Source organism: Ensifer sp. LC163, from assembly GCF_001695855.1.
Classification (GTDB): Bacteria; Pseudomonadota; Alphaproteobacteria; order Rhizobiales; family Rhizobiaceae; genus Ensifer.
This window is the reverse complement of sequence record NZ_MBSS01000045.1, coordinates 182,717-208,627: the sequence shown is the minus strand read 5'-3', so window position 1 is coordinate 208,627 and position 25,911 is coordinate 182,717. Positions and strand designations below refer to the sequence as shown.

At 60.7% G+C, this 25,911-nt stretch carries 27 protein-coding genes; 17 read left to right on the top strand and 10 right to left on the bottom strand.

The features are described 5' to 3' along the window. Positions 1 to 15 precede the first annotated feature (15 nt). From BC360_RS25775 to BC360_RS25765, 3 genes are read left to right on the top strand one after another with little or no spacing between them, the layout of a single operon-like run. Positions 16 to 906 carry an OmpA family protein gene (locus BC360_RS25775; RefSeq protein ID WP_065781223.1) on the top strand — a complete coding sequence of 297 codons (891 nt, stop codon included), beginning with the start codon at positions 16 to 18 and terminating at the stop codon, positions 904 to 906. After that, complete coding sequence (locus tag BC360_RS25770; protein ID WP_065797340.1) at positions 907 to 2,463, top strand: caspase family protein; 1,557 nt, start codon at positions 907 to 909, stop codon at positions 2,461 to 2,463. Continuing rightward, entirely contained in the window at positions 2,460 to 3,980 is a 1,521-nt protein-coding gene (locus BC360_RS25765) for a caspase family protein (RefSeq protein ID WP_065797338.1), read from the top strand. Before BC360_RS25770 ends, BC360_RS25765 begins: the two co-directional genes overlap by 4 nt. A 76-nt stretch (positions 3,981 to 4,056) precedes the next feature. On the opposite strand, the gene BC360_RS25760 is transcribed toward BC360_RS25765, so the two are convergent. The 4 genes from BC360_RS25760 to BC360_RS25745 form a co-directional block, all read right to left on the bottom strand. After that, positions 4,057 to 4,833 carry an amino acid ABC transporter ATP-binding protein gene (locus BC360_RS25760; protein ID WP_065781219.1) on the bottom strand — a complete coding sequence of 259 codons (777 nt, stop codon included), beginning with the start codon at positions 4,831 to 4,833 and terminating at the stop codon, positions 4,057 to 4,059. Positions 4,834 to 4,850: 17 nt separating this feature from the next. Continuing rightward, complete coding sequence (locus BC360_RS25755; RefSeq protein WP_065797336.1) at positions 4,851 to 6,005, bottom strand: amino acid ABC transporter permease; 1,155 nt, start codon at positions 6,003 to 6,005, stop codon at positions 4,851 to 4,853. A 4-nt stretch (positions 6,006 to 6,009) separates the two neighbouring features. Beyond that, a complete protein-coding gene (locus BC360_RS25750; RefSeq protein ID WP_065797334.1) occupies positions 6,010 to 7,203 on the bottom strand; it encodes an amino acid ABC transporter permease in 1,194 nt (397 codons plus the stop codon). Between the two features lie 92 nt (positions 7,204 to 7,295). Further along, positions 7,296 to 8,321 (bottom strand): amino acid ABC transporter substrate-binding protein, encoded by a 1,026-nt coding sequence (locus BC360_RS25745; protein ID WP_065781216.1) that lies wholly within the window; start codon positions 8,319 to 8,321, stop codon positions 7,296 to 7,298. Between the two features lie 341 nt (positions 8,322 to 8,662). On the opposite strand from BC360_RS25745, the gene BC360_RS25740 reads away from it, so the two are divergent. After that, positions 8,663 to 9,853, top strand: coding sequence for a cystathionine beta-lyase (locus BC360_RS25740; protein WP_065797332.1), 1,191 nt, complete (start codon positions 8,663 to 8,665; stop codon positions 9,851 to 9,853). 5 nt (positions 9,854 to 9,858) lie between these two features. On the opposite strand, the gene BC360_RS25735 is transcribed toward BC360_RS25740, so the two are convergent. Continuing rightward, positions 9,859 to 11,025 carry an FAD-dependent monooxygenase gene (locus BC360_RS25735; protein WP_065797330.1) on the bottom strand — a complete coding sequence of 389 codons (1,167 nt, stop codon included), beginning with the start codon at positions 11,023 to 11,025 and terminating at the stop codon, positions 9,859 to 9,861. Positions 11,026 to 11,036: 11 nt separating this feature from the next. Continuing rightward, a complete protein-coding gene (locus BC360_RS25730) occupies positions 11,037 to 11,282 on the bottom strand; it encodes a zinc-finger domain-containing protein (RefSeq protein ID WP_053247284.1) in 246 nt (81 codons plus the stop codon). A 179-nt stretch (positions 11,283 to 11,461) separates the two neighbouring features. On the opposite strand from BC360_RS25730, the gene BC360_RS25725 reads away from it, so the two are divergent. The 8 genes from BC360_RS25725 (at position 11,462) to BC360_RS25690 (ending at position 18,349) form a co-directional block, all read left to right on the top strand. Next, positions 11,462 to 12,247 (top strand): alpha/beta fold hydrolase, encoded by a 786-nt coding sequence (locus BC360_RS25725; protein ID WP_065797423.1) that lies wholly within the window; start codon positions 11,462 to 11,464, stop codon positions 12,245 to 12,247. Between the two features lie 100 nt (positions 12,248 to 12,347). Beyond that, a complete protein-coding gene (gene cysE / locus BC360_RS25720) occupies positions 12,348 to 13,175 on the top strand; it encodes a serine O-acetyltransferase (RefSeq protein WP_065781213.1) in 828 nt (275 codons plus the stop codon). 100 nt (positions 13,176 to 13,275) lie between these two features. After that, positions 13,276 to 13,479, top strand: a complete 204-nt coding sequence (locus tag BC360_RS25715) for a DUF3126 family protein (RefSeq protein ID WP_003535016.1) — start codon at positions 13,276 to 13,278, stop codon at positions 13,477 to 13,479. 231 nt (positions 13,480 to 13,710) lie between these two features. Continuing rightward, entirely contained in the window at positions 13,711 to 14,064 is a 354-nt protein-coding gene (locus BC360_RS25710; RefSeq protein WP_065797328.1) for a phasin family protein, read from the top strand. Positions 14,065 to 14,304: 240 nt separating this feature from the next. Next, positions 14,305 to 14,658, top strand: coding sequence for an ATP-dependent Clp protease adapter ClpS (gene clpS, locus BC360_RS25705; RefSeq protein WP_053247287.1), 354 nt, complete (start codon positions 14,305 to 14,307; stop codon positions 14,656 to 14,658). Positions 14,659 to 14,667: 9 nt separating this feature from the next. Further along, positions 14,668 to 17,187: an ATP-dependent Clp protease ATP-binding subunit ClpA gene (gene clpA, locus BC360_RS25700; protein WP_065781211.1), complete on the top strand. Its 2,520-nt coding sequence runs from the start codon at positions 14,668 to 14,670 to the stop codon at positions 17,185 to 17,187. A gap of 83 nt (positions 17,188 to 17,270) precedes the next feature. Beyond that, positions 17,271 to 18,008, top strand: coding sequence for an AzlC family ABC transporter permease (locus BC360_RS25695; protein ID WP_065797422.1), 738 nt, complete (start codon positions 17,271 to 17,273; stop codon positions 18,006 to 18,008). Beyond that, positions 18,005 to 18,349, top strand: a complete 345-nt coding sequence (locus BC360_RS25690; RefSeq protein ID WP_065781209.1) for an AzlD domain-containing protein — start codon at positions 18,005 to 18,007, stop codon at positions 18,347 to 18,349. Before BC360_RS25695 ends, BC360_RS25690 begins: the two co-directional genes overlap by 4 nt. 52 nt (positions 18,350 to 18,401) lie before the next feature. Here BC360_RS25690 and BC360_RS25685 read toward each other — a convergent pair whose 3' ends face one another. The 4 genes from BC360_RS25685 to BC360_RS25670 are packed head-to-tail and all read right to left on the bottom strand — an operon-like array spanning position 18,402 to position 21,264. Then, on the bottom strand, positions 18,402 to 18,821 hold the full coding sequence (locus BC360_RS25685; protein ID WP_065781208.1) for an HIT family protein: 420 nt from the start codon (positions 18,819 to 18,821) through the stop codon (positions 18,402 to 18,404). 44 nt (positions 18,822 to 18,865) lie between these two features. Beyond that, positions 18,866 to 20,053 carry a GNAT family N-acetyltransferase gene (locus BC360_RS25680; protein ID WP_065797326.1) on the bottom strand — a complete coding sequence of 396 codons (1,188 nt, stop codon included), beginning with the start codon at positions 20,051 to 20,053 and terminating at the stop codon, positions 18,866 to 18,868. 4 nt (positions 20,054 to 20,057) lie between these two features. Further along, entirely contained in the window at positions 20,058 to 20,783 is a 726-nt protein-coding gene (locus BC360_RS25675) for a glycerophosphodiester phosphodiesterase (protein ID WP_065781206.1), read from the bottom strand. 13 nt (positions 20,784 to 20,796) lie between these two features. Continuing rightward, complete coding sequence (locus BC360_RS25670) at positions 20,797 to 21,264, bottom strand: RidA family protein (RefSeq protein ID WP_025426816.1); 468 nt, start codon at positions 21,262 to 21,264, stop codon at positions 20,797 to 20,799. 145 nt (positions 21,265 to 21,409) lie between these two features. Here BC360_RS25670 and BC360_RS25665 point away from each other — a divergent pair, with 145 nt between their 5' ends. The 5 genes from BC360_RS25665 (at position 21,410) to frr (ending at position 25,893) form a co-directional block, all read left to right on the top strand. After that, positions 21,410 to 22,237 (top strand): cell envelope integrity EipB family protein, encoded by an 828-nt coding sequence (locus BC360_RS25665; protein ID WP_065781205.1) that lies wholly within the window; start codon positions 21,410 to 21,412, stop codon positions 22,235 to 22,237. A gap of 180 nt (positions 22,238 to 22,417) precedes the next feature. Continuing rightward, on the top strand, positions 22,418 to 23,185 hold the full coding sequence (gene rpsB / locus BC360_RS25660; protein ID WP_053247295.1) for a 30S ribosomal protein S2: 768 nt from the start codon (positions 22,418 to 22,420) through the stop codon (positions 23,183 to 23,185). 257 nt (positions 23,186 to 23,442) lie between these two features. Next, on the top strand, positions 23,443 to 24,366 hold the full coding sequence (tsf, locus tag BC360_RS25655) for a translation elongation factor Ts (protein ID WP_065781204.1): 924 nt from the start codon (positions 23,443 to 23,445) through the stop codon (positions 24,364 to 24,366). Between the two features lie 191 nt (positions 24,367 to 24,557). Beyond that, the gene (pyrH, locus tag BC360_RS25650; RefSeq protein WP_065781306.1) at positions 24,558 to 25,280 is read left to right on the top strand and encodes a UMP kinase; all 723 of its coding nucleotides are present in this window, start codon (positions 24,558 to 24,560) and stop codon (positions 25,278 to 25,280) included. Positions 25,281 to 25,332: 52 nt separating this feature from the next. Next, entirely contained in the window at positions 25,333 to 25,893 is a 561-nt protein-coding gene (gene frr / locus BC360_RS25645) for a ribosome recycling factor (RefSeq protein WP_065781203.1), read from the top strand. Positions 25,894 to 25,911 lie beyond the last annotated feature (18 nt).

The window sequence follows — 25,911 nt, the reverse complement described above, 5'->3', positions numbered from 1 at the left end:
CAGATGAGGAATCGGGTGAAACGACTGATCTTTGCTTCCACGATGCTATTGCCGTTGGCGTATCCCGCTAGCGCCTGCGATGCGCTGGCGAAAGCCTCGCAGGCTCTCAACAGCGGCGATGAGGCCGGTGCGCGGGCGGCCGCCTCTGCGGAGCGAACCAAGGCGTGCTCGAGTACAGAGGCAGCGCTTACGCGGCGTGTCGCGGCGCTTGCGACCTTCAACCGTATCGCCAACGCGGTCGGTGGCGGCGCCAGGCTCGATACCTTTGACAGCGAGCTGAAAGCGGTGCGGGATGAGGTCGGCGGGCCATGGCAAATCCTCGACGCGCTCGGTGACATCGACCGGCAGCGAAAGGACTACGAAAGTGCGGCGACATTTTACCAGCAGGCGCTGGAAGATGCCGCCAACGAGGAACTGACGCCTCAGTGGATGGCGCCGGACAAGGCCTACATTCTGCGCCTCGACCGGCTGGCCTCCGAGATGCGGCTTGCCGCAGCGAAGCCTGTAAAGCTTGCGATGCGCGGTGCCTGCAAATTCTCCTATCGCGGCGTCTCGATCAGGAAGAAGGCGACACCCGTCCGCTATGTCTTCGGAACGGCTGAGTTCACGCCCGAAGGACTGCAGTCTGCCAAGGATCTTTTCGAGTGCCTGAAATCGGCAAAGCCGGAAGCGATCACCTTGATCGGACACACCGATCCGGTGGGCAGCACTGAGGCGAACAAGAAACTCTCGTTGGCACGCGCCGAAGCACTCGCGAACTATCTCGTCGATGCCGGCTACAGCGGCACATGGTCGACTGTTGGCAAAGGCGAGGAGGAGCCGTTCAAGCCGGATGATCCGAGCGCCTATGACGAAGCGATGCTGCATCAATTGGATCGCCGTGTCGAAGTTGATGTGGAGAAATAGGTGCTGCTGCGCAAGATCCTGATTTCGTGCGTTTTCTTTGGATTGCCGGTTCTGCCCGCGATGGCGGCGACATCCGCGCTCGTGGTCGGCGTCGATATCTACCCGCATGAAGTGAGCCTTGATGGGGCGGTCAAGGATGCACGCGATGTTGCTCAGGCGTTGAAGAAGGCTGGTGTCGGTACCATCCGCAAATTCATCAACGAGCAGGCGGCGAAGGGCGCGATCAGAGCCGCCTGGCTGGACCTTGTCGGCGCCGCAACGAGGGGCGACACGATTATCTTCACCTATGCCGGTCACGGCGCGCAGATGCCGGAACTCGTCGCCGGCAGCGAACCGGATGGGCTTGACGAGTTTCTTGAGCTGCCGGGATTCGACCGTAGTCGCGCGGAAGAAACGGCAAAGGAGATCATCGTCGATAACGAGCTGAATGCCTGGTTCGCGGAAGCTGAGGCCAAGGGCGTCCAGGTGCTGTTGGTTTCCGACAGCTGCTATTCCGGTGGCATGAACCGATCGATCTCGGGCAAGACGCGGCTCGCGCCGACCGTGCGGGCGCAATTGCCGCCGCCGTCGCAAGAGGCGGTTTCTGGTGCGGCGCTCAAGGATGCGGATCTGTCACAAGTGACCATCCTTGCTGCATCGCTTGAGAGCCAACCGACGCCGGAGGTTGTGATTGAGGGTGTGCCGCGGGGGGCACTCAGCTGGAGTTTTTCCCGCGCGCTCGAGGGGGCTGCCGATCGTGATGGCGACGGCCTGATTTCGCGCGTCGAGCTCGAGGACTATGTCTTTTCCAACGTCAAGCTCCAGTCCGAGGCGCTGCAGGTGCCGAACTTTACGCCGCAGGTGCCGCGGTCGGACAAGGAAATTGTCCTGTCGTTGCCCAGAAGCGCGACGCTTTCGGCAGACAATGGCACAGCAGCGTCCGGTCGACCGTCAAAGCTGAAACCGGCCCGAGAAATGGGCTGGGCGGGCAAGCTGGCCCTGAGCGTCGAAGGCGCCGCGCCAAAGCTCGACAATGTTGGCGGCACTGGCGTTCCCTATCGATGGGATGCCACGAGCGGCACATTCTACACGCCGAATGGCGACGTCGCGGGTGAACATGTCGCCGCCGACATGGTGCAGGGTGTGGTCGACAAATTCGTCCTTCTCGATTTCCTGAAAGTGCTTGCCGCACAGAACCCTGGCAAAGTCTCGCTGACGCCGGTCAAGGACATCTATTCATCAGGCGACCGCCTGAACTTCGACGCGCCCCAGTCCGGATACGCGAACATGCTGGTGTTCAATCTCGCCAATACCGGCGAAATCCAGCTTCTCGATGCCCAGATCGAGGGCTCGGGCAGCCATGTGTTCAAACTCAGGGACCTGGAGGTGGTCAAACCTTTCGGCGCCGATCACCTTGTCGTCGTCTCGACGAACGCCCCGATCGATGCGGTGGCTGCCGCCCTATCCAACCCGGGTGTCGATGCATCCAAGTTTCTGCGCCTCCTCGAAGAGCGGCTTGACGGTACCGACAGTGCCATCGCCATCCAGCCGCTCTATACGCGGGAGCGCGGGCAATGAGTGGGGACGTCCTGGCCTGGCGTTTCCTGCTGCCGCTTATGGGGCTGGGTCTCTGCTCTCCTGTCTTGGCCGCGGATCGAGCCTTGCTCATCGGGGTAGGGAATTATCAGAGCCTTCCGCCAAAGCTGTTTCTGCACGGACCGAAGAACGACCTTGTTGCCATGGAAGGTCTGCTGACCGGGAGGCTCGGTTTCGATCGCTCCGCGATACGGGTGCTGAAGGACGAGCAGGCGACGCGCACAGCCATCCTGTCGTCGATCGAGGAATGGCTGGTGGCGGGCACGCAACCTGGCGACCGCGCCTATCTCTACTATTCGGGTCAAGGCCTTCAGGTGACGGATCAGGATGGCGACGAGGACGACGGCATGGATGAGGCGTTGGCGCCGTTCGACCTTGCCGCCAAGGCCAAGGATTGGGTGGGTGCCGTCACCGATGACGAACTCGATGCCATCCTCGAGCGCTTGAAGGGCAGGGCGGTAACCCTGGTGATCGACGCCTGTCACTCCGGTACGATCTCGCGGTCGCTGTCGGACGAGGTGTCCGCCGGCATTGACGGCGCGCGCTTCCTGCCGCGCCCGGAAGCCAAACCGGTGGAGCAGGCGCTGACGCGCGGCCTGCGGATCGATCTCGGTGTCATCGATAAGCCCAGCCGCGCCAACGAGAGCGGCATCGTTGCCTGGCGCGCCAGTGCGCCCTATCAGGTTGCCTGGGACGACGTGCGACTGCCGGTCGAGAGCCGTCACGGCGTCTTTACCGCGGCCTATGTCGCCGGGCAGACGGGGGCGGCGGCGGACGCCAACGCCAACGGCCTGACCAGCAACGCCGAGCTTTTCGAATACGTCACGGCGCAATCGGCGACCTATTGCGCCTCGCAGGAGAAATGCGACACGCTTGACCCGCAACTGGAGACGAAGGCGCAGAACCTCGGCGCCAGTGCGGTCATTCCAGCACAGGCAGGTGCCGAGGCGAAGGCGCGGTACGAGCCCGCCATAGGCGATAACACCGGCCAGGCAAGCTATCAGGATGCGAACGCAGTCGATGCGATCGGCGATATCGTCGGCAAAATGGACGCTGGTGACGTGACCATTAGCATCGACCGGCCAACGTCGATGAAGACCGGTGACGTGTTCAAGCTGACGGTCGCGAGCAAGGTTGCCGGTAGCCTCATCCTGCTGGACGTCAACACGGCGGGCGCAGCGACCCAGATCTTCCCCAACGAGTTCGCACAGAAGATTACGCCGCTCAGCGCCAATGTGCCGTTGACATTGCCGGATGAGTATTACGGCTTCGACTTTGAAGCCTCAGGCAAAGGCGAGAGTGCGTTCGTTGCCTTGGTGGTCAGCGACGCCGTCGATCTGGCTGACGTCGCGCCGAAGACGCGGGGCCTCAAGGTTGAACTCAACGCGCGTGAGACTTTGAGCGAAATAGTCTCGCGGCTGCAGAAGATCTGGACTGATGACCTGGACAAACGCGGCATCCGGTGGTCGGTCGGCACCCTGCGCTACCACGTCGAATGATCGTTTTCGTGGTGGATCGGACATCAAAAAGCCCGCCTGGAAAAGCGGGCTTTCTTTTTTAGGTCCGAGGCGATGCCTAGTGCAGGATCTGGCTGAGGAAGAGCTTGGTGCGCTCATGCTGCGGATTGTCGAAGAACTCGGCCGGCGAATTCTGTTCGACGATCTGGCCCTGGTCCATGAAGATCACGCGGTTGGCGACCTGGCGGGCAAAGCCCATTTCGTGGGTCACGCACAGCATGGTCATGCCTTCTTCGGCAAGGCCGACCATCGTGTCGAGCACTTCTTTCACCATTTCCGGATCGAGCGCCGAGGTCGGCTCATCGAACAGCAGAATCTTCGGCTTCATGCACAGTGAGCGGGCAATCGCCACGCGCTGCTGCTGGCCGCCCGAAAGCTGACCCGGATACTTGTTGGCCTGCTCGGGGATCTTGACGCGCTTCAGGAAGTGCATCGCGATTTCTTCGGCCTGCTTCTTCGGCATCTTGCGGACCCAGATCGGTGCAAGCGTGCAGTTTTCCAGGATCGTCAGGTGCGGGAACAGGTTGAAGTGCTGGAACACCATGCCGACTTCGCGGCGCACTTCATCGATCTTCTTCAGGTCGTTCGTGAGCTCGATGCCGTCGACGACGATCTTGCCCTTCTGATGCTCTTCCAGCCGGTTGATGCAGCGGATCATCGTCGATTTGCCGGAGCCCGACGGCCCGGCGATGACGATGCGCTCGCCTTTCATGACCTTCAGGTTGATGTCACGGAGAACGTGGAAGTCTCCGTACCATTTGTTCATTCCGCTGATTTCGACCGCAACGTCAGTTGCCGATACGGTCATCTTGGAAGCAGTGGCAGCATTGGCCATGCGATCTCCCCCTCTTATCATTTATGGCTCGTGTCCAGCACGCGTTCCATGAAGCCTGAATAGCGCGACATACCAAAGCAGAAAAGCCAGAATATGAAGCCTGCGAAAATTAGCCCGGAAATCGGTGTGACCGCCGAGGCCCAGTTGGCATCCGAGAAGTTCAGTCGGACGATGCCGAGCAGGTCGAACATGCCGATGATCGAGACCAGCGACGTATCCTTGAACAGTCCGATGAAGGTGTTGACGATGCCGGGGATCACCAGCTTCAGCGCCTGCGGCAGCACGATGAGGTTCATCTTCTGCCAATAGCTGAGGCCGAGCGAATCGGCGCCTTCATACTGCCCCTTGCCGATCGCCTGCAGACCGCCGCGCACCACCTCTGCCATATAGGCGGAGGCGAAGAACGACACGCCGATCAGTGCCCGCAGGAACTTGTCGAAGGTCACCCCCTGCGGCAGGAACAACGGCAGCATCACGCTTGCCATGAACAGAACGGTGATGAGCGGGATGCCACGCACAACTTCGATGAAGAACGTGCAGAGCATCTTGATCACCGGCATGGTCGATCGCCGGCCAAGCGCAAGCAGGATGCCGAAGGGCAGGGATACCGCGATGCCGACGAAGGACAGCACCAGCGTCACCATGAGGCCGCCCCACAGTGGCGTTTCAACGAACGGCAGTCCGAACCAGCCGCCAGGCAGCAGAACGAGCGCCAGGATCGGCAAGGCGCCGAGAAGCAGGATTGCGTTGATGTTCTTGTAGGGAACCTTCGGGATCAGCATCGGCGTCAGCAACAGGATGAACAGGATGCCGATAAGCGCCGGCCGCCAGCGCTCCTCGATCGGGTAGCGCCCGAAGAGGAACTGGTCGAACTTGGCATTGACGAAGGCCCAGCAGGCGCCGCTCCAGCCCTCCGGCTGCGTGCCGCCCTGTGCGACGGTCGCACAGACCCCACGCCCGCCGCCCGTCCAGGCGGCGTCGATGAAGAGCCATTGTATCGCCGGCGGCACGAGCCAGGCGAGTACAAGCAAGCTTACGATCGTAAGGACCGTATCTTTCGGCGTCGCAAAGAGGTTCTTGCGCAGCCAGTAAGCAAGACCACCCGTCTGGACGGGCGCCGGTGAGGCCTCGATCATCGAGGCACGGACGAAAGTCGCCTGGTGTGTGTTCATGATCTTACCTCTCCACCAGGGCCATGCGGGCATTGAACCAGTTCATCAGCAAGGACGTCGTCAGGCTCAGCGTCAGGTAGACGATGATCCAGATCGAAACGACCTCGATCGCTTGACCGGTCTGGTTGAGAATCGTTCCGCCGACGGCAACCAGGTCGGCGTAGCCGATGGCGATCGCCAGCGACGAGTTCTTGGTCAGGTTGAGATACTGGCTGGTGAGCGGCGGAATGATGATCCGCATTGCCTGCGGCACGACGACGAGGCGGGTTGTCAGACCGGGCCGGACGCCGAGCGCATGGGCTGCTTCGGTCTGTCCCTTGGAGACGCCGCGGATACCGGCACGAACGATCTCGGCGATAAAGGCTGCGGTATAGAAGGAAAGCGCCAGGAACAGTGACAGGAACTCCGGCCCGATGACCGAGCCGCCGGTGAGGTTGAACTTGCCGGCGACCGGCACGTCGAAGGTGATCGGCGAACCGGTCGCCAGGAAGGTGAGGAGCGGCAAGCCAATGACGAGACCGAGCACCGACCACAGCAACGGGAAGCGTTGTCCTGTTGCTTCCTGTTTGATGCGCGCATAGCGGGCCACGAAGAAGCTGGCGATGACAGCGATCACGAACGCATAGAAGACATACTGCGAGCCGTCGCCGAAGACCGGCTTCGGAAAGGCGATGCCGCGGTTGTTGAGGAAGATGTTGAGCGGCAGCGCGGCCGATTCCCGCGGCTGCGGAAGCACCGCCAATACGCCGCTGTACCAGAAGAAAATGACCAAAAGCGGCGGAATGTTGCGGAACACTTCGACATAAGCGAGCGACAGTTTCGCGATCAGCCAATTGTGCGAGAGCCGTCCGATGCCGACGATGAAGCCGATGATCGTTGCGGTGATGATGCCGGTCACCGCCACAAGCAGCGTATTGACGAAACCGACGACGAGGGCCCGTCCGTAGGTAGAATCGCTGGTATAGGCGATCAAGGACTGTCCGACGTCGAAACCGGCACGCCCGTTGAGGAAGCCGTAGCCGGACGCGATGTTTGCGCGCTTGAGGTTTTCGATCGTGTTGTCCGCTATCCAATAGATGACGGTCACGAGAATAACGACGGTTACGACCTGGTAAAATATCCCGCGCACTTGCGGGTCGTTGATGATCGAGCCGGAAGGTTTGCTCTTCTCAGGCGTAGTTGTGACGCCAATCGCCATGCAATGCCTCTTTCCCCTTGTCACCCTTCAGGGTGTTTTTATCGTTGGGATGGGGAAGCGGCGGACCGCTTCCCCTGTCGTGTCGGAGCGTATTAGCGGACCGGAGGAGCGTACTGAATGCCGCCTTTGCTCCACAGCGCGTTGAGGCCGCGTTCGATCTTCAGCGGGCTGCCGGCGCCAATGTTACGGTCGAAGACTTCGCCGTAGTTGCCGACTGCCTTGATGACGTTGACGGCCCATTCGTTGGTGAGGCCGAGGTCGGTGCCGATCTTGCTGTCAGCTTCTACGCCGAGGAAGCGCTGAACGTCCGGGTTGGTGGACTTCTTCATCTCTTCGACGTTTGCCTGCGTGACGCCGAACTCTTCGGCCTGGATCAGCGCGTAGTGAACCCAGCTGATGATATCGTACCACTGGTCGTCACCCTGACGGACGGCCGGACCAAGCGGCTCCTTCGAGATGATTTCCGGCAGGATCATGTGATCGTCCGGCTTGGAGAGCGTAAGACGCAGCGAATAAAGGCCGGACTGGTCGGTCGTGTAGACGTCGCAACGACCGGCGTCATAGGCCGCGTTCACTTCTTCGAGCTTTTCGAAGACGACCGGGTTGTACTGCAGGTTGTTGGACTTGAAGTAGTCGGCGAGGTTGAGCTCGGTGGTGGTGCCGGTCTGTACGCAGACGGCAGCGCCGGAGAGTTCGAGGGCCGACTTCACGTTCAGGCCCTTGCGGACCATAAAGCCCTGGCCGTCGTAATAGTTGACCGGGCGGAAGTTGAAGCCGAGAGCGGTGTCGCGGTTGATCGTCCAGGTGGTGTTACGGGCGAGGACGTCGACTTCACCGGATTGCAGGGCCGGGAAACGTTCCTTGGCCGAAGTGGGTGTGTATTTTACCTTGGTGCCATCCGCGAAGATCGCGGCGGCGATCGCCTTGCAATAATCGACGTCGAAGCCGCTCCAGTTGCCCGAAGCATCCGGTGCGGCGAAGCCGGCAAGGCCGGTGTTCACGCCGCATTGGACAAAGCCCTTGGCCTTCACGTCATCGAGTGTCGCAGCCGAAGCCGCATGTGCGCCAATCCCCATGACAGCAGCGCCAACAAGAGCTGTCAGAATTCTTCTTGCCATTTTTAGAACCTTTTTTCTGTTGTCGTTAGTTCCCGTCTGCACTGGCGCGTCTCCCAGCGCGTGCAGCCTCCGCCACCCTCCTGGAGCGAGTGCAACCTATCTCATGCTCAAAATCCATGAGGGTCAAGTGATGTTGCCGATTTTCTGATCTTGCGTGTGAAAAACCTGAAACAAGCCAGAAGTTTAGGCAGGCTTTGCAGAAAACGAGCAATTGCTGAGCGAAAATTCGTCAATGGCGGCTGCTTTCGGTCGCAAAGCGCCTTTGTCGGATTTTGCCACTTGACCCCGGTTGTAGGGCGTTCGAAGAGTTCCGGATCGGTTTTTCAACATCGGAATATTCAATGGCAGACAGCGGCAATGTGAACGGCAAGATGGGCATCAACACCCGACTGGCCCATACCGGAAACAAACCCTCCGACTATTTCGGTTTCGTCAATCCACCGGTCGTGCACGCGTCCACGGTGCTGTTCCCGAACGCCAGGACGATGGAGACCCGCGCGCAGAAATACACCTACGGCACCCGTGGTACGCCGACGACGGATGCGCTCTGCGACGCGATCAACGAGCTTGAAGGCTCCGCCGGCACGATCCTCGTTCCCACGGGGCTTGCCGCCGTCACCGTGCCGTTCCTTACCTATCTGTCCTCTGGCGATCACGCGCTCATCGTCGATTCGGTCTATTTCCCGACCCGGCATTTCTGCGACACGATGCTGAAGCGCCTCGGTGTTACCGTGGAATATTACGACCCGATGATCGGCGCTGCGATCGAAAGCCTGATTCGCCCGAACACGCGCCTGGTGCACACGGAAGCTCCCGGCTCCAATACATTCGAGATGCAGGACATCCGAGCGATTTCCGATGTTGCGCATCGCCACGGCTGCATCGTGACCATGGACAACACCTGGGCGACGCCGGTCTATTTCAAGCCGCTCGACCACGGCGTCGACGTGTCGATCCATGCTGCCACGAAATATCCCTCGGGTCATTCCGACGTGCTGCTCGGCACGGTGTCGGCCAACGCCGCCCACTGGCCGGCGCTGACGGAAGCGATGGTTACGCTCGGTGTCTGCGTTTCTCCCGATGACAGCTACCAGATCCTGCGCGGGCTGCGCACCATGGGTGTCCGCCTTGAGCGGCACCAGGAAAGCGCGTTGTCGCTCGCGACATGGCTGGAAGGCCGCGACGAGGTTGCGCGCGTCCTGCATCCGGCGCTGCCGAGCTTCCCCGGACACGACCTCTGGAAGCGCGATTTTACCGGTGCGAGCGGCATTTTCTCCTTCGTGCTCAAGGCGGAAGGCCCCGACCGCTTCAAAGCCAAGGCACACGCTTTCCTTGACGCGCTGTCGCTGTTCGGCCTTGGCTATTCCTGGGGCGGCTTCGAAAGCCTGGCGATTCACGTCGGCCTGTCGGATCGCAAGGTGGCATTGGCGCCGACCGAGGGCCCGGTCCTTCGCCTGCAGATCGGTCTTGAGGATGTTGCCGATATTCGCCGGGATATCGAGAAGGGGCTTGCCGCGGCAAGGGCCGTCTGACCGTTTCAGCGTTCGGGAGCGCCGTAGCCGTAGAGCCAATCGAAATCGGCTGCGAGCGCTTCCGGACCCTTCATCGACAGGACGATATTTCGCCCGAGCCGGAATGGGCCACGGGCATGATAGGCGAAGCGGTTGAAGGCGGCGCGGCGGCGCACTTGGGCGATGCGCGGCCGGCGTATGGTCTCGAAGGCTTTCAGGGCTTCGCCGATATCGTTTGTGCCGCCGAGGCAGGCAGCAAGCTCGTATGCATCCTCGATCGCCATGGCAGCACCTTGCGCCGCAAACGGCGTCATCGCATGGGCGGCGTCGCCGATCAGAACAGTCTTTCGCCCATCCTGCCAGGCGCCGTCGGTCACCGTGCAAAGCGGCCAATAGGTCGGGGCATCGGCTTTTTTCAGCAGCGCCTGCACGTCGCCGTTCCAGCCGGAAAAGGCTTCGAGATAGTCGCGACGCCGGCCTTCGGAATCCTTGCCGACCCAGACGCCGTCGGTTTCCTTGCCCTCGATGATAGCAACCAGGTTGAAGCCGTCGATCTCCCGTAAGGGGTAGGCGACCAGATGCGCCCGCGCGCCAAGAAAGGCGGTCACGCAATCCGGTTGAAGAAGGCTGGCGGCGGCATCGCGCGTGACCGTCATGCGCCAGGCGACGTTGCCAGAAAACTGGACGGTGCCGGCACCCGCAATGACGGCGCGCAGGCGCGACCAGATGCCATCGGCGCCGATGATCAGCGCCGGCTCTCGTTTGGTGATGGAGGCGATCGTCTGCTGGGCCTCTCCATCGATGCGGTGTCCGAGATGAAGGCGGCAGCGCGGCTCGGCCATCACGGCGACAGAAAGGATTCTTTGAAGGCTTGCCCGATGCAGCACGCCATAGGGCGCGCGCCAGCGGTCACGGGCAAAACGTCCTGAGGGAACGCGTGCAAGTGAACGAAGGGATTTTCCATCGACAAGCGTGATGGCATCAGGCTCGGTCCACACGGCTTCAAGCGCGTCGAGAAGACCGAGTTCGCCGAGGATGCGCGATGCATTCGGAGACAGCTGAAGCCCGGCCCCGACCTCGGTCAGAACGGCCGCCTGTTCGATAATGTCGACGTTGAAGCCGCGATGCGCGAGGCACAGCGCCGCCGTGAGCCCGCCGACGCCGGCACCGACGATCGCGACCGCATTCGACATCCGCGTGGGGATCAGGCTGCCTGAAAGGTGAAGAGACAGCCCGGCGGGTTGGTTTCGGTCGCCTTCAGCTTCGGATTGTAGCGATAGAGCGTCGAGCAGTAGGAGCAGACTTTTTCGTTGTCGTCGCCCATGTCGATGAAGATGTGCGGATGGTCGTAGGGAACGGACGCGCCGGTGCACATGAATTCCTTGACGCCGATCTCGATTGCCTGATGTCCGCCGTCATTCTGGAAATGGGGGATGCTGTGGCCGGCCATGTCATGCTCCGATGTATGCAAGTCTTTGAGGGTCGAATTTGCCGGCACCATAGTGAGCTTTGTTGCAAAAGTGTAGCGGCAAACACGTCGCACCTGTGGTTTTTGCCGGCTCGGGGTTTCCCTGATCGGGGTGACAAATTAGGTTGCGGCAAACCGATACCGCCTCAAGGACTAGAATGATGGATCTCAATCCGCCGCCGTTTTCGCACTTCACGCATGAAGGGCTGGATATCGCCTTCTTCGATGAGGGCGATCCTTCCGGTGCGCCGATCCTGCTTATTCACGGCTTTGCTTCGAGCGCCAATGTCAATTGGGTTTTTCCCGGTTGGCTGAAGACGCTTGGCGATGCCGGATACCGGGTGATCGCATTCGACAACCGCGGCCATGGGAAAAGCAGCAAGCCCTATGACCCTGCGCTCTATCATCCCCAGCAGATGGCCGGCGACGCGGTTGCGTTGCTGGGGCATCTCGGCATCGCCGAGGCGCATGTGATGGGCTACTCGATGGGCGCACGCATCTCCGCATTCCTGGCGTTGGCCCATCCCGACCGCGTGCGCTCGCTGGTGTTCGGTGGCCTCGGTATCGGCATGGTAACCGGGGTCGGGGATTGGGACCCGATCGCCGACGCGCTCGCGGCACCGTCGCTCGACGTGGTGACACATGCGCGCGGCCGTATGTTCCGCGCCTTCGCCGACCAGACCAAGAGCGATCGCCAGGCACTGGCCGCCTGTATATCGACGTCCCGCGACCTTCTGACCGCCGAGGACATGGGTCGCATCGACATTCCGGCATTGATCGGTGTCGGTACCAAGGACGATATCGCCGGCTCGCCGCAAGAACTTGCGCACCTGATGCCGGACGCCCGCGCGCTTGATATTCCGGGCAGGGACCATATGCTTGCGGTCGGTGACCGGGTGTTCAAGAAGGCCGTACTCGAGTTCCTCGAAGAGGTGGGGCGAGCGTAGGTGTGTCTGCGACCTTTGGTCGAACTGGGGCCAGGCCATTTATGTCTCGCCGGATTTCCCCTATATTGACGGCATAGACCGATTGAGAAGGAGTGCGACGATGGTCGCGACCACCGAACTTCGTCAGACGGAATCCCTCAAGTTGATGGATCCGATCTGGAGCAGCCTGCGCGAGGAGGCCCGCCTTGCCGCCGAGCAGGATCCGATGCTTGCCGCCTTCCTCTACTCTACGGTCGTCAACCAGCACTCGCTGGAAGAAAGTGTCATCTACCGCATCTGCGAGCGCCTCGATCATCCCGATCTGCAGGCGAACCTGCTGCGGCAGACATTTGCCGAAATGCTGGAGGATTGGCCGGAATGGGGCACGATCCTGCGTGTCGATATCCAGGCGGTCTACGATCGTGACCCGGCCTGCACCCGATTCCTCGAGCCCGTGCTTTACTTCAAGGGCTTCCACGCGATCCAGACGCATCGTCTCGCCCATTGGCTTTTGAAGCGCGGCCGCCGGGATTTCGCGTTTTATCTGCAGAGCAGGGCATCCAGCGTCTACCAGACCGATATCAATCCGGCGGCTCGGATCGGCCGCGGCATCTTCCTCGATCACGCCACCGGCCTGGTCGTCGGCGAGACCGCTGTCATCGGAGACAACGTTTCGATCCTGCATGGTGTGACGCTTGGCGGCACCGGCAAGGAAGGCAGCGACCGTCATCCGAAGATCGCTGACGGCGTGCTGATCGGCGCGGGCGCCAAGATTCTCGGCAATATTCACATCGGCCACTGCTCGCGCATTGCCGCCGGCTCGGTCGTCCTGAAGCCGGTGCCGCCGAAAACGACGGTTGCCGGCGTTCCGGCCAAGGTCGTCGGCGAAGCCGGGTGTTCCGAACCGTCGCGCCAGATGGACCAGATCCTGACCAGCTTCGAAATCTGAACCATCGGGAACCGGTGCGTAGCCGCTTTCGAGGGGTTTACACCCGCCAATGCAGCGTGCGAGAAGCGCCGCACATCAAAAACGGCTACGGAGAAGACATTTGAAGCCCGAAGAAATCCGCAAGCTTGAAGCCTACCTCAAGCGCACGTTCAACCAGTCGATGGTCGTCAAGGCTCGCCCGAAGAAGGACGAGTCGGCTGAAGTCTATCTCGGTGACGAATTCCTCGGCGTCGTCTTCCGCGACGAAGAAGATGGCGAACTGTCCTACAACTTCTCCATGGCGATCCTCGACATCGACCTCTAAGTCGCTGATCGACCGATTTCGGATGACCCGGTGGCGAGCAATCGCGCCGGGTTTTTCTATGCTTTCACGTTTTTCAGAGCGCAAAGCCGAAGAAATTTGAGCGTCAGCGGCGTTTTTTCATCAAGCTGTTGCAAGTACTGTGTTTTATTGCGCTGCACGCTCGACTTGACTTTTTGTGCAGTGCACATAAACTGAAGCCTCCAGATCAGGCCGTCACTAAGGAGACACCCGATGTTCAACTTCGATGATGCAAACAAGAAAAGCAAAGAAGCCATTGACGTGGCTGTGAAAAGCTATTCCGCTTGGACCAAGGGCCTTCAGGCCATTGCGACCGAGGCTGCCGATTTTTCCAAGAAGTCCTTCGAAGACAGCGTTGCGCACGTGGAGAAGCTCTCCAGCGCCAAGAGCATCGAGACGGCTTTCGAACTGCAGACCAACTTCCTGAAGTCGAGCTACGAGGGCTTCTTCGCCGAGGCGACGAAGATCGGCGAGATGTATGCCGACCTCGCCAAGGATGCCTACAAGCCGTACGAGGCGCCGGTTGCCAAGGCAACCGCAGCGGTCAAGGCCGCCGCTGCCGCCTAAAGCCACGGATCACTGCCGTCATTGAAAGGCCGGTCGCCGATACTGCGACCGGCCTTTTTGCTGTTTTGGACACTTCGCGGTGGATCGAAGAAAGTTGATCAATCTTATGCTTCTCCGTGCGATTATGATTGCAGTGCGTTGGTTCGGTCTTAAAATCTAGAAACGAACCATTAGATAAAGGGCAAGCACGCTGCGGCCACATCAGATGGATCCGCGGCTTGTACTAAGGAAAAGACACGAATGATCGCCACGCCGGTCCGGATGCAGCAAGGAAGCGACGACGAAGGAGGCGGCAGCAATCGCAGCACCTCCGTCATCACGCGCACCAAGCCGAAGACCAAGAAGCCGAGTTTGTATCGCGTTCTGCTTTTGAATGACGATTACACACCAATGGAGTTTGTCATCCACATTCTGGAACGTTTTTTTCAGAAGAATCCGGAAGAGGCGACTCGCATCATGCTCCACGTTCACAATCACGGTGTGGGGGAGTGCGGCGTCTTTACGTACGAAGTCGCCGAAACGAAGGTGACGCAGGTGATGGATTTCGCCCGCCAGCATCAGCATCCGTTGCAATGCGTCATGGAAAAGAAATGAGGAACTAACGTGCCAACATTTTCGCCCAGCCTCGAAAAGGCGCTGCACCAGGCACTGACTTTTGCCAACGAGCGCCACCACGAATATGCGACGCTTGAACATCTGCTTTTGGCATTGATCGACGATGCCGATGCAGCGGCCGTGATGGGCGCGTGCAACGTCAATCTCGAGACGCTGCGCAAGACCGTGACAGACTATGTCGACAACGAACTGTCGAACCTGATCACCGGCTATGACGAGGATTCCAAGCCGACCGCCGGTTTCCAGCGTGTCATCCAGCGGGCCGTCATTCACGTTCAATCGTCTGGACGCGAGGAAGTGACGGGGGCAAACGTGCTCGTTGCGATCTTCGCTGAGCGCGAGAGCCATGCCGCCTATTTCCTGCAAGAGCAGGAGATGACGCGCTACGACGCGGTCAACTTCATCTCGCATGGTATCGGCAAACGTCCGGGAAGCTCCGAGGCGCGTCCGGTGCGCGGGGCCGAGGAACACGAATCCGAGCAGAAACCTGCGCGTGAAAACGAAGAGGCGAGCGCGAAGAAGCAGCAGGATGCCCTGACGGCCTATTGCATCAACCTGAACGAAAAGGCGAAATCCGGCAAGATCGACCCGCTGATCGGCCGCCACGCCGAGGTCAATCGCACGATCCAGATTCTCTGCCGTCGCTCGAAGAACAATCCGCTCTATGTTGGCGACCCCGGCGTTGGCAAGACGGCGATCGCCGAGGGCCTTGCCAAGCGTATCATCGAAAAGAAGGTGCCGGAGGCGCTCCAGGACGCGACGATCTTCTCGCTCGACATGGGGACGCTGCTGGCCGGAACGCGTTATCGCGGCGATTTCGAAGAGCGCCTGAAGCAGGTCGTCAAGGAACTTGAGGATTACCCGGGTGCGGTGCTGTTCATCGATGAAATCCATACGGTCATCGGTGCTGGTGCCACCTCTGGCGGCGCGATGGACGCGTCGAACCTGTTGAAGCCGGCGCTTTCGTCCGGCGCGATCCGCTGCATCGGGTCGACCACCTACAAGGAATACCGGCAGTTCTTCGAGAAGGACCGCGCGCTGGTGCGTCGCTTCCAGAAGATCGACGTCAACGAGCCGACGATCGCCGATACGATCGAGATCATGAAGGGTCTGAAGCCGTACTTCGAGGACTATCATCATCTGAAATACTCGAACGAGGCGATCAAGGCAGCGGTCGAGCTTTCGGCCCGCTACATCAACGACCGCAAGCTGCCGGACAAGGCGATCGACGTGATCGACGAATCCGGTGCGGCCCAGATGCTGCTGCCGGTCGGCAAGCGCCGCAAACTGATCACCGAGCGGGAGATCGAAGCGACCATCGCGACAATGGCCCGCATTCCGCCGAAGACCGTCTCCAAGGATGACGAGGCGGTGCTCGCGAACCTCGAGAAGGAACTGCGTTCCGTCGTCTACGGCCAGGATCTGGCGATTGAGGCGCTTGCCTCGTCGATCAAGCTTGCCCGTGCGGGGTTGCGCGAACCGAACAAGCCGATCGGTTGCTACGTCTTCTCGGGCCCGACGGGCGTCGGTAAGACCGAAGTTGCCAAGCAGCTTGCAACGTCGCTCGGCGTTGAGCTTCTGCGTTTCGACATGTCGGAATACATGGAGCGGCACACCGTATCGCGGCTGCTTGGTGCACCTCCCGGCTATGTCGGCTTCGACCAGGGCGGTCTTCTGACCGATGGCGTCGACCAGCATCCGCATTGCGTGCTGTTGCTCGACGAAATCGAGAAGGCGCATCCGGACCTGTTCAACATTCTGCTGCAGGTCATGGACCATGGGTCGCTCACGGACCACAACGGCAAGAAGATCGACTTCCGCAACGTCATCCTGATCATGACGACCAATGCGGGCGCTTCGGAAATGGCAAGGGCTGCGATCGGCTTCGGCTCGTCCAAGCGCACCGGCGAGGACGAGGAAGCGCTGAACCGCCTGTTCACGCCCGAGTTCCGCAACCGTCTCGATGCGGTCATTCCGTTCGCATCGCTGCCGACGCCGGTCATCCATCAGGTCGTGCAGAAGTTCGTCATGCAGCTCGAGACTCAGCTCGCAGAACGCAACGTCACGTTCGACCTGGCGCCTGACGCTATCGCCTGGCTTGCCGAGAAAGGCTACGACGAGAAGATGGGTGCGCGGCCACTCGCCCGCGTCATCCAGGAGCACATCAAGAAGCCGCTTGCAGACGAAATTCTGTTCGGCAAGTTGAAGAAGGGTGGCGTACTGCGCGTGACGATCGGCACGAAGGCCGACGGAACCAAGGGGCTGCTGCTTGATGCCGTGCCGGAAACGGCGCCGATCAAGCCGAAGGCAGAAGTGACCCGCCCGGCGATGAAGAATGCCAAGCCGAAGAAGGCCGAGGAAAAGGAAGCCGTCGGGGCTGAACCCGCACCGAAGGCCAAGCCGAAGAAGACAGCAGCCAAGTCGTCTTCGGACGCCGAAGGCAAGGTTGCCAGCGAGGCGAGCCCGCGAAAAGGCAAGACGGTGCCGAAGGTGCCACGCAAGAAATAGTCCGACCGGACACGATGTTTGGCGCTGCCGGATGGACCCATCCGGCAGCGTTTCTCTGAATGAAAGCAATTCCGGAACGGCTGATGAAGAGTGATGAAAACGACCAGTCGTCGGTTGTCTGGTTTCTAACCGGCATGCGTGGCCTGTTCAGCCTCCCGGCCTTTATCCTGATGCTGTCCTTCGTTGGCTTCTGCTCCCTGACCGCTCAGGCTGGAATTCCACCGCAGCAGGTCGTCTTCATGACCGGCATGGTTTGGGCGCTGCCGGCGAAGGTCATTCTCGTCAGCTCGATGATGAGCGGTGCAAGCCTGGCGGCGGCCTTCCTGGCCGTGTCGCTCTCGTCCGTCCGCCTGATGCCGATGGTTGCGGCGCTCATTCCCGAATTGCGCACGTCGAGGACGCCGACATGGCTCCTGTTGTTTCTGTCGCATTTCGTCGCGATCACGGCCTGGGTTTTCGCGATGGAGAAGGTGCAGGCGGTGCCGCGCGACAAGCGTGTTGCCTTCTTCGCCGGCTTCGGCATCACGCTTGTGGTGGCCAATATGGTGCTGGTCGCCATCGTCTATCATTTCGTCGCTAATTTTCCGCCGATCGTCGCTGGCTGTCTGTTCTTCCTGACGCCGATCTATTTCCTGGCCTCGATCTGGCACTCGGCGCGCCATCCGGTCGTCTATATCGCGCTGCTGTTCGGTCTCTTGGCCGGCCCATTGTTCTATTGGCTCGCCCCTGAATTCGACATTCTACTGGCGGGTGTCGGTGGAGGCACGCTGGCCTGGGCGGTCGAACGGCTGCGGCGCCGCCGCCGGGAGATCGGCGCATGACTTGGCATGACGGCTGGTGGGCCTATGCGTTCATTGCGATCGCCGGCTGGCTTGCGACCGACATCTGGCGCTGGTTGGGCGTGATCGCCGGGAACCGGTTGCGCGATGATTCCGAGGCGCTGAACTGGGTCAGGGCAGTGGCGACTGCGCTTGTCGCAGCCGTCATCGCCAAGCTCATTCTCTACCCAACAGGCGTTCTCGAGCAGTCGCCGCTGTGGCTGCGCCTGGGAGCCGTCGCGATTGGGGCGGCGGCATTCTTCCTGCTCGGTCGCAAACCGGCAATCGGGATAGCGACAACGATCGCAACGTTGGCCGCCGGGCTATGGTGGTTGGGTTTTTAGAGACGCAATGCGCAGCCGGTGACAGCTGTTAACGCGGCCGTCAGATTTGCATCTAAAGCGCCTGGCGCACTTTTTCGGCGTTGGCGGCCAGCACCGCACCATCTTCCATCGTGCCGGAATGCGGTTTCAGCGGAACGCCGTGGCGCCGCGGGATGACGTGGAAGTGCAGGTGGAAGACGGACTGGCCGGCGGGTGCCTCGTTGAACTGCATGATCGTCACCCCGTCGGCGTCGAAGGCGTCTTTGGCGGCAACGGCAATTTTCTGAACGGCGGTGATCAGTGCCGGCAGGCTTGCTGTGTCGGCGTCCAGCAAGTTGCGGGAGGGGGTCTTGGGGACAACGAGGATGTGGCCTTCGGCTTGCGGCATCACGTCCATGAAGGCGATGGTTGCATCGTCCTCGTAGACCCGGTGCGACGGGATTTCGCCCCGCAGGATTTTCGCGAAGATATTGTTGGTGTCGTAAACGCTCATTGTTTTTCCTCGTAGATTGGATCCGGCCAACGCTGGAGAGCGGTTCAATCGTCCTGGCGCTCACCTTTGCGGAAAGGACCGTGCTCTGCAAGAAACTCGGCGGTTTCCTCCACGTCCCTGCGCTCGCGAACGAGATAGTCCGAGACCGCACGGGCGAGACCGGGATGGCTGATGTAGTGGGCCGAATGGGTCGTTACCGGCATGTAGCCGCGGGCGAGCTTGTGCTCGCCCTGCGCACCGGCTTCCACGCGCTTGAGGCCCTTCGCGATGGCGAAATCGATGGCCTGGTGATAGCAGACTTCGAAGTGCAGGAAAGGGTGGTCCTCGATGCAGCCCCAGTGGCGGCCATAAAGCGCGTCGCCGCCGATGAAGTTGATCGCGCCGGCGATATAGCGGCCGTTGCGCCGTGCCATCACCAGCACGATGTCGTCCGCCATGCGCTCGCCGATCAGCGAATAGAAGGCGCGAGTGAGATAGGGGCGTCCCCACTTGCGGCCGCCGGTGTCCATGTAGAACCCGAAGAATTGATCCCAGATCGCTTCCGTCAGATCGCTGCCGGTCAACCAGTCGATCGTGATGTCGTTTTCGAGTGCGGTGCGGCGCTCTTTCTTCAGAGCCTTGCGCTTTCGGGATGCCAGCGTCTCAAGGAAATCGCTATGGGATCCGTAACCTTCGTTCAGGAAATGGAACTGCTGGTCGGTGCGATGCAGAAAGCCGGCCCGTTCGAAAACCGGCATTTCCGATTCCCGCACGAAGGTTACATGCGCAGATGAGGCATCGTGCCGTCGTGTTAGCTCCTTCAGGCCCGCCGCAAGCCCATCCTGCACGGGCGAGCCGTCTTGGCCCGTAACCGTCAGGAGCCGCGGCCCGGTTACGGGCGTGAAGGGAATGGAGCCTTGAAGTTTGGGATAATAGCGGCCGCCGGCACGCTCGAACGCATCCGCCCAGCCATGATCGAAGACATATTCGCCCTGGCTGTGGCTCTTGAGATAGCAGACGAGCGCGCCCTGAAGCTGGCCATCGGCGCTTTCCATCAGCAGGTGTTGGCCGAGCCAGCCGGTCTTGGCGGTGGCTGAGCCCGATTCCTCCAGCGCCGAGAGATAGGCATGCGAGACGAACGGGTTATAGGCGGAGCCCCGTTTCCCCTTCGCCGCGCCGGAAAGCATGTTCCAGCGCGCCGCCGGTATCTCGGAGAAGGATTGCGCTATGCGGATGGTGACGGCGTCGGACATGAGCTCAGGAAATCAATGCCTCCCGCGGGTCGAAACCCTCGAAGGTCATCTGGTCGGCATGGGTGTAGGTGTATTCTTCGGCCTGCCTGTCGCGAACGGTCCAGGTGATGATCGTACGGCCGAGCGTCCGTTCCTTGGTAATGAACGAGTTCGGCAGATGGCCGTAGTGGTAGGAGATGAAGTCGAGGCCGAGTTGCATGGCCTCCTCGTGCACGAAGAAAGTTTCCGGCCTTGCACCCTCGGCGGTCAGCCCGAGCGGGTAGGGCGCATCGAGCGCTTTCAGGTCCTTGAGCAGCCAATGGTCGAAGCTCATCAGGGCGACATGGCCCTTGTAGTCTTCGAGCGTTTCCAGGACCGCTGCGGCAAATCCCTCGTCGTCGTCCTTGCGTCCCTTGAGTTCGATGACGAGCGGCACCCGCCCTTTGACGAGCCGTAGCATCTGCGACAGCGTCGGAACCTTGTCCTTCGTCCCGCCGATGGACATCAGGCCGAGTTCGCCGGCGGTTCTCGATCGCACGTCACCCTTGATGCCGCACAACCGTTCTGTATCGTCGTCGTGAAAGACCACCGGCACGCTGTCGGCGGTGTATTGCAGATCGCATTCGATCGCAAAGCCGGCATCGAGCGCGCGGGAAAACGCCGAAAGTGTATTTTCCCACACCTGCTTGTTCATGTCGTGATAGCCGCGATGGGCGATCGGCTGAGCCTTCAGCCAGGAAATATCCGTCATGCCCGGCACCCGATCAAGCGATCTCGATGACCGCGTCGATCTCGACGGCGGCATTGAAGGGCAGGGCGGCCATGCCGACGGCAGCGCGCGCGTGCTTGCCGGCGTCACCAAGGACGTTGGCCAGAAGGTTGGAGGCACCATTGAGCACGAGGTGCTGTTCAATGAATTCGGGCGTGGAGGCGACGAAGCCGTTGATCTTGACCAGCCGGCGAATACGGCCGAGGTCGCCGCCAAGCGCGGATTTGGCCTGTGCGAGAATATTGATGGCGCAGAGTTCGGCGGCGCGCTGGGCGCCCGCGACGTCAACGTCCTTGCCCACATGCCCGGTGACGGCGATCTTTCCGCCTTCCATCGGCAGCTGTCCGGAGATGTAGAGCATCGAGCCGCTGATGACGTAGGGCACGTAGTTCGCCGCCGGGGCTGCTGCCTGGGGAAGGGTGACGCCGAGGTCCTTGAGGCGCGTTTCGATCTCTGCGGACATGGAAAGCTCCGTTGTTGTCTTTTGTGTTAAAATCCGGCATTCAGACCGGATCGCTGCGGGGCGCTGGCATTTAAATGTGGTGACGCCTCGCTTCTGCCGAAAGCTTGTTTATAGCATTGCCGGCGAGTCCAACAGGAGGAAACGGATGTTTCGTAAAGGCTTCGGTCTCGCAAGTTTGGGCAGCGCCTGCTTCGCTGTTATGACGGTTGCGGGCATCGATGCGGCAAGCGCAAGTGTCCTCGTGCCGCATCGAGCCGTCTACGATCTCGAGCTCAAGGATGCTTCCGACCGCTCGGGCATTTCCGGCATGTACGGCCGCATGGTCTACGAGTTCAACGGATCGGCTTGCGAGGGATATACGGTCAGCTTCCGCTTCGTGACGCAGGTTAATACCGGCGAAGAGACGCGCATGACCGACCAGCAGACAACCACCTACGAGGATCTGAAGACGGGCAACTTCCGTTTTCTGACCCGCTCCTTCACCGACGAAAAACTCGACAAGGAAGTGCGCGGCACGGCCCATGACGACAAGACCGGCGTCAAGGTCGAGCTGACTGCGCCGGACAAGCGTGAGGTCGAGCTGGCGGCAAGCCGGTTTCCGACCGAGCACATGGTCGAAGTCATCGATCGCGCCAAGAAAGGTGAGAGCTTCTTCGAGGCACGGATCTTCGATGGCTCCGATTCGGGTGACAAGACGCTGATCACCTCGACCTTCGTCGGCAAGTCGCGCAAGCCGACGCCCGATGAGCCGGATGCGGGCAAGGCCGGCAAGCTCGGCGCAGAGAATTATTGGCCGGTCACCATCTCCTACTTCAACGACGACAAGGGTGGCGACGCGCTGCCGATCTATCGCATGTCGTTCAAACTCTACGAAAACGGCATCACCCGCGACCTGACGATGGACTACGGCGACTTCGTGCTGAGCGGCAAGCTCGCGGATCTCGAAGTCTTCAAATCGGAAGAATGCAAGTAGTCGATATGACAAAAACAGACTTCAAGTCTTGATTTGTCGGGCAGTTGCCGGTAAGGGGCTGCCCATTCCACACGTGAGGCATGGGATGTTCCGGGAGAAATCCGGTTCGTTCCGCCGGTGGGCTTTTCGAAAGATGAGCTCGACGTCTCGCGGAGGTTCAACCGGAAAAGGAGAAAAGGCATGGCATTGCCTGATTTTAGCATGCGCCAGCTGCTTGAAGCTGGTGTTCACTTCGGCCACCAGACGCACCGCTGGAACCCGAAGATGAAGCCCTACATCTTCGGCGATCGTAACAACGTTCACATCATCGACCTCGCACAGACCGTTCCGATGCTGTCGCGCGCCCTGCAGATCGTTAGCGACACCGTCGCCAACGGCGGCCGCGTCCTGTTCGTCGGCACCAAGCGCCAGGCTTCGGAAATCATTGCTGACGCTGCCAAGCGTTCGGCCCAGTACTACGTCAACGCTCGCTGGCTCGGCGGCATGATGACCAACTGGAAGACGATTTCGAACTCGATCCAGCGCCTGCGCAAGCTCGACGAAATCCTCGCTTCGGAAGCTTCCGGCTTCACGAAGAAGGAGCGTCTGAACCTCGAGCGCGAACGCGAAAAGCTGAACCGCGCTCTCGGTGGTATCCGCGATATGGGCGGCACACCGGACCTGATGTTCATCATCGACACCAACAAGGAATCGATCGCAATCGACGAAGCCAAGCGCCTTGGCATCCCGGTTGTTGCGGTTATCGACTCCAACTGCGATCCGGACCAGATCGACTACCCGATCCCGGGCAACGACGACGCTTCGCGTGCGATCGCTCTTTACTGCGATCTCATCGCTCGTGCCGCCATCGACGGCATTGCCCGTCAGCAGGGCGCATCGGGCCGCGATCTCGGCGCATCGGCTGAAGCTATGGTCGAGCCGGCGCTCGACGAAGCCTCCGAAGCCTGATCGGACGGCGCGGCGGGCATCGGACCGCCGCACCAATCTAATGTCGGGGCGAGGCCGTTTGTGATGAAAAGTCTGAACGGCCTTGTTCTTTTCAGCGAGGGATGAAGCGGCTTGGGCCGGCGATCCGCGCCCCGGACACGACAGCGGTGGGCGCGTTCATCACGGTGTCACATACGCAAGCCATTCCCCTGCCACACCTCCTGGTGCCGCGCCACTTGCGGGCAGCGCGCCAGCCAAACAGACAAAGAGGCAAAAAGATGAGTGTAACTGCAGCAATGGTGAAGGAACTGCGCGAAAAGACCGGCGCAGGCATGATGGATTGCAAGAAGGCTCTCGCCGAAACCAACGGCGACATGGAAGCTGCGATCGACTGGCTGCGTGCCAAGGGCATCGCCAAGGCCGACAAGAAGTCGGGCCGCACGGCTGCTGAAGGCCTCATCGGTATTGTCAGCGGCGGCGTCAAGGCCGTTGTCGTCGAAATCAACTCCGAGACCGACTTCGTTGCCCGCAACGAAGCCTTCCAGGAGCTCGTTCGTGGCGTTGCCAACGTCGCGCTCGGTACCGACGGTTCTGTCGAAGCCATTGCAAACGCCAACTACCCGGCAACCGGCAAGTCGGTCGACGACACGATCAAGGACGCGATCGCCACGATCGGCGAGAACATGACGCTTCGCCGCGCAGCCCTGCTCAAGGTCGAAGACGGCGTCGTTGCCACCTACATCCACAACGCTGCCGGCGACGGCATCGGCAAGCTCGGCGTTCTCGTCGCGCTGAAGTCGGTTGGTGACAAGGAAGTTCTGTTCTCGGTCGGTCGCCAGATCGCCATGCACATTGCCGCCACCAACCCGCTGGCAATCCGCGCCGACGAAGTCGACGCCGCTGTCGCCGAGCGCGAGCGCAACGTGTTCATCGAACAGTCGCGCGCTTCGGGCAAGCCGGACAACATCATCGAAAAGATGGTCGAAGGCCGTATGCGCAAGTTCTTCGAAGAGGTCGCCCTGCTGTCGCAGGCCTTCGTCATGAACCCGGAAATCACCGTCGGCCAGGCCGTCAAGGATGCTGAAAAGCTCGCTGGCGCCCCGATCGAAGTGACCGGCATGGCGCGTCTTCTGCTCGGCGAAGGCGTCGAGAAGGAAGAATCGGACTTTGCAGCCGAAGTTGCGGCTGTCGCCAAGGGCTGATTTCTTCACCCTTGTTTGGAAAACCGTGGGGCATCGCGTGACAACGCGGTGCCCTTCGTGTATCCGGCTTCGTCAATGCGCCGGACCCGCCGGAAAATGCTCCGCAGCGGTTGAAACCGGGTAGCGCAATATGTCCTTATACGCAGCGCGCCTTTTCGCGTGCACGCGTACCGATCTGTTCAGGAGCGATGATGCCGGCCGAGCCAATCTACAAGCGTGTTCTACTCAAAGCTTCCGGTGAAGCCCTGATGGGAAGCCAGGGCTTCGGCATCGATGTGGCGGTTGCCGACCGCATTGCCGCCGATATTGCCGAAGCACGCGCCATGGGCGTCGAAGTGGGCGTCGTCGTCGGCGGCGGCAACATCTTCCGCGGCGTCGCCGTTGCCTCCAAGGGCGGCGACCGGGTGACCGGCGACCACATGGGCATGCTGGCAACCGTCATCAACGCGCTCGCCCTGGCGACGTCTCTGCGCAAGCTCGACATCGACACCGTGGTGCTCTCGGCAATCGCGATGCCGGAAATCTGCGAGAGCTTCTCGCAGCGTGCAACGCTCCACCATCTGTCGCTCGGACGCGTGGTGATCTTTGCAGGCGGGACGGGCAATCCGTTCTTCACGACCGATTCTGCAGCCGCCCTGCGCGCAGCCGAAATGGGCGCTCAGGCGATCTTCAAGGGTACACAGGTCGACGGCATCTATTCAGCCGATCCGAAGAAGGATCCGACGGCCACGCGCTTCGACCGCCTGACCCACAGTGCGGTCCTGGAAAAGGGCCTCGCGGTGATGGACGTGGCGGCAGTGGCGCTCGCGCGCGAGAACGCCATTCCGATCGTGGTCTTCTCGATCCACGAAAAGGGCGGCTTCACCGAAATATTGACCGGTGGCGGCCGCGCCACCATCGTCACAGACAATTAAGAGCTGCAAGACGGCTATCTGCGGATGAAAGACAGAACGGGAGTTTCCAACCATGAGTGAAGGTGTAGACCTGAAGGAACTGAAGCGTCGCATGGACGGCGCGATCTCCGCATTCAAGAGCGATATTGCATCGCTGCGCACCGGCCGCGCGTCGGCAAATGTTCTCGACCCGGTGACCGTTGAAGCTTACGGCTCGCGCGTTCCGCTCAATCAGGTGGCAAACATCACCGTGCCGGAACCGCGCATGCTGTCCGTTTCGGTCTGGGACAAGCAGATGGTCGGCGCCGTCGATCGCGGCATCCGCGAATCGAACCTCGGCCTGAACCCGATCATCGACGGCCAGAATTTGCGCATTCCGCTGCCGGAACTCAACGAAGAGCGCCGCAAGTCGCTGGTCAAGGTTGCGCACGACTATGCCGAAAAGGCCAAGGTCGCCGTCCGCCACGTTCGCCGTGATGGCATGGACGACCTGAAAAAAGCCGAAAAGGATGGCGACATCGGGCAGGATATCAGCCGTGCTCAGTCCGAGCGGGTGCAAAAGATGACCGATGAAACGATTTCCGATATCGACCGCTTGCTCGCCGATAAGGAAAAGGAAATCATGCAGGTCTGATCTGCTCTTGATCCTGAG

Coding starts and splice junctions, on each gene's coding strand:
- BC360_RS25765 (WP_065797338.1), top strand. CDS start 2,460: ATGAGTGGGGACGTCCTGGCCTGGCGTTTCCTGCTGCCGCTTATGGGG.
- BC360_RS25760 (WP_065781219.1), bottom strand. CDS start 4,833: ATGGCCAATGCTGCCACTGCTTCCAAGATGACCGTATCGGCAACTGAC.
- BC360_RS25755 (WP_065797336.1), bottom strand. CDS start 6,005: ATGAACACACACCAGGCGACTTTCGTCCGTGCCTCGATGATCGAGGCC.
- BC360_RS25750 (WP_065797334.1), bottom strand. CDS start 7,203: ATGGCGATTGGCGTCACAACTACGCCTGAGAAGAGCAAACCTTCCGGC.
- BC360_RS25745 (WP_065781216.1), bottom strand. CDS start 8,321: ATGGCAAGAAGAATTCTGACAGCTCTTGTTGGCGCTGCTGTCATGGGG.
- BC360_RS25740 (WP_065797332.1), top strand. CDS start 8,663: ATGGCAGACAGCGGCAATGTGAACGGCAAGATGGGCATCAACACCCGA.
- BC360_RS25735 (WP_065797330.1), bottom strand. CDS start 11,025: ATGTCGAATGCGGTCGCGATCGTCGGTGCCGGCGTCGGCGGGCTCACG.
- BC360_RS25730 (WP_053247284.1), bottom strand. CDS start 11,282: ATGGCCGGCCACAGCATCCCCCATTTCCAGAATGACGGCGGACATCAG.
- BC360_RS25725 (WP_065797423.1), top strand. CDS start 11,462: ATGGATCTCAATCCGCCGCCGTTTTCGCACTTCACGCATGAAGGGCTG.
- cysE (WP_065781213.1), top strand. CDS start 12,348: ATGGTCGCGACCACCGAACTTCGTCAGACGGAATCCCTCAAGTTGATG.
- BC360_RS25710 (WP_065797328.1), top strand. CDS start 13,711: ATGTTCAACTTCGATGATGCAAACAAGAAAAGCAAAGAAGCCATTGAC.
- clpS (WP_053247287.1), top strand. CDS start 14,305: ATGATCGCCACGCCGGTCCGGATGCAGCAAGGAAGCGACGACGAAGGA.
- BC360_RS25695 (WP_065797422.1), top strand. CDS start 17,271: ATGAAGAGTGATGAAAACGACCAGTCGTCGGTTGTCTGGTTTCTAACC.
- BC360_RS25690 (WP_065781209.1), top strand. CDS start 18,005: ATGACTTGGCATGACGGCTGGTGGGCCTATGCGTTCATTGCGATCGCC.
- BC360_RS25685 (WP_065781208.1), bottom strand. CDS start 18,821: ATGAGCGTTTACGACACCAACAATATCTTCGCGAAAATCCTGCGGGGC.
- BC360_RS25680 (WP_065797326.1), bottom strand. CDS start 20,053: ATGTCCGACGCCGTCACCATCCGCATAGCGCAATCCTTCTCCGAGATA.
- BC360_RS25675 (WP_065781206.1), bottom strand. CDS start 20,783: ATGACGGATATTTCCTGGCTGAAGGCTCAGCCGATCGCCCATCGCGGC.
- BC360_RS25670 (WP_025426816.1), bottom strand. CDS start 21,264: ATGTCCGCAGAGATCGAAACGCGCCTCAAGGACCTCGGCGTCACCCTT.
- BC360_RS25665 (WP_065781205.1), top strand. CDS start 21,410: ATGTTTCGTAAAGGCTTCGGTCTCGCAAGTTTGGGCAGCGCCTGCTTC.
- rpsB (WP_053247295.1), top strand. CDS start 22,418: ATGGCATTGCCTGATTTTAGCATGCGCCAGCTGCTTGAAGCTGGTGTT.
- tsf (WP_065781204.1), top strand. CDS start 23,443: ATGAGTGTAACTGCAGCAATGGTGAAGGAACTGCGCGAAAAGACCGGC.
- pyrH (WP_065781306.1), top strand. CDS start 24,558: ATGCCGGCCGAGCCAATCTACAAGCGTGTTCTACTCAAAGCTTCCGGT.
- frr (WP_065781203.1), top strand. CDS start 25,333: ATGAGTGAAGGTGTAGACCTGAAGGAACTGAAGCGTCGCATGGACGGC.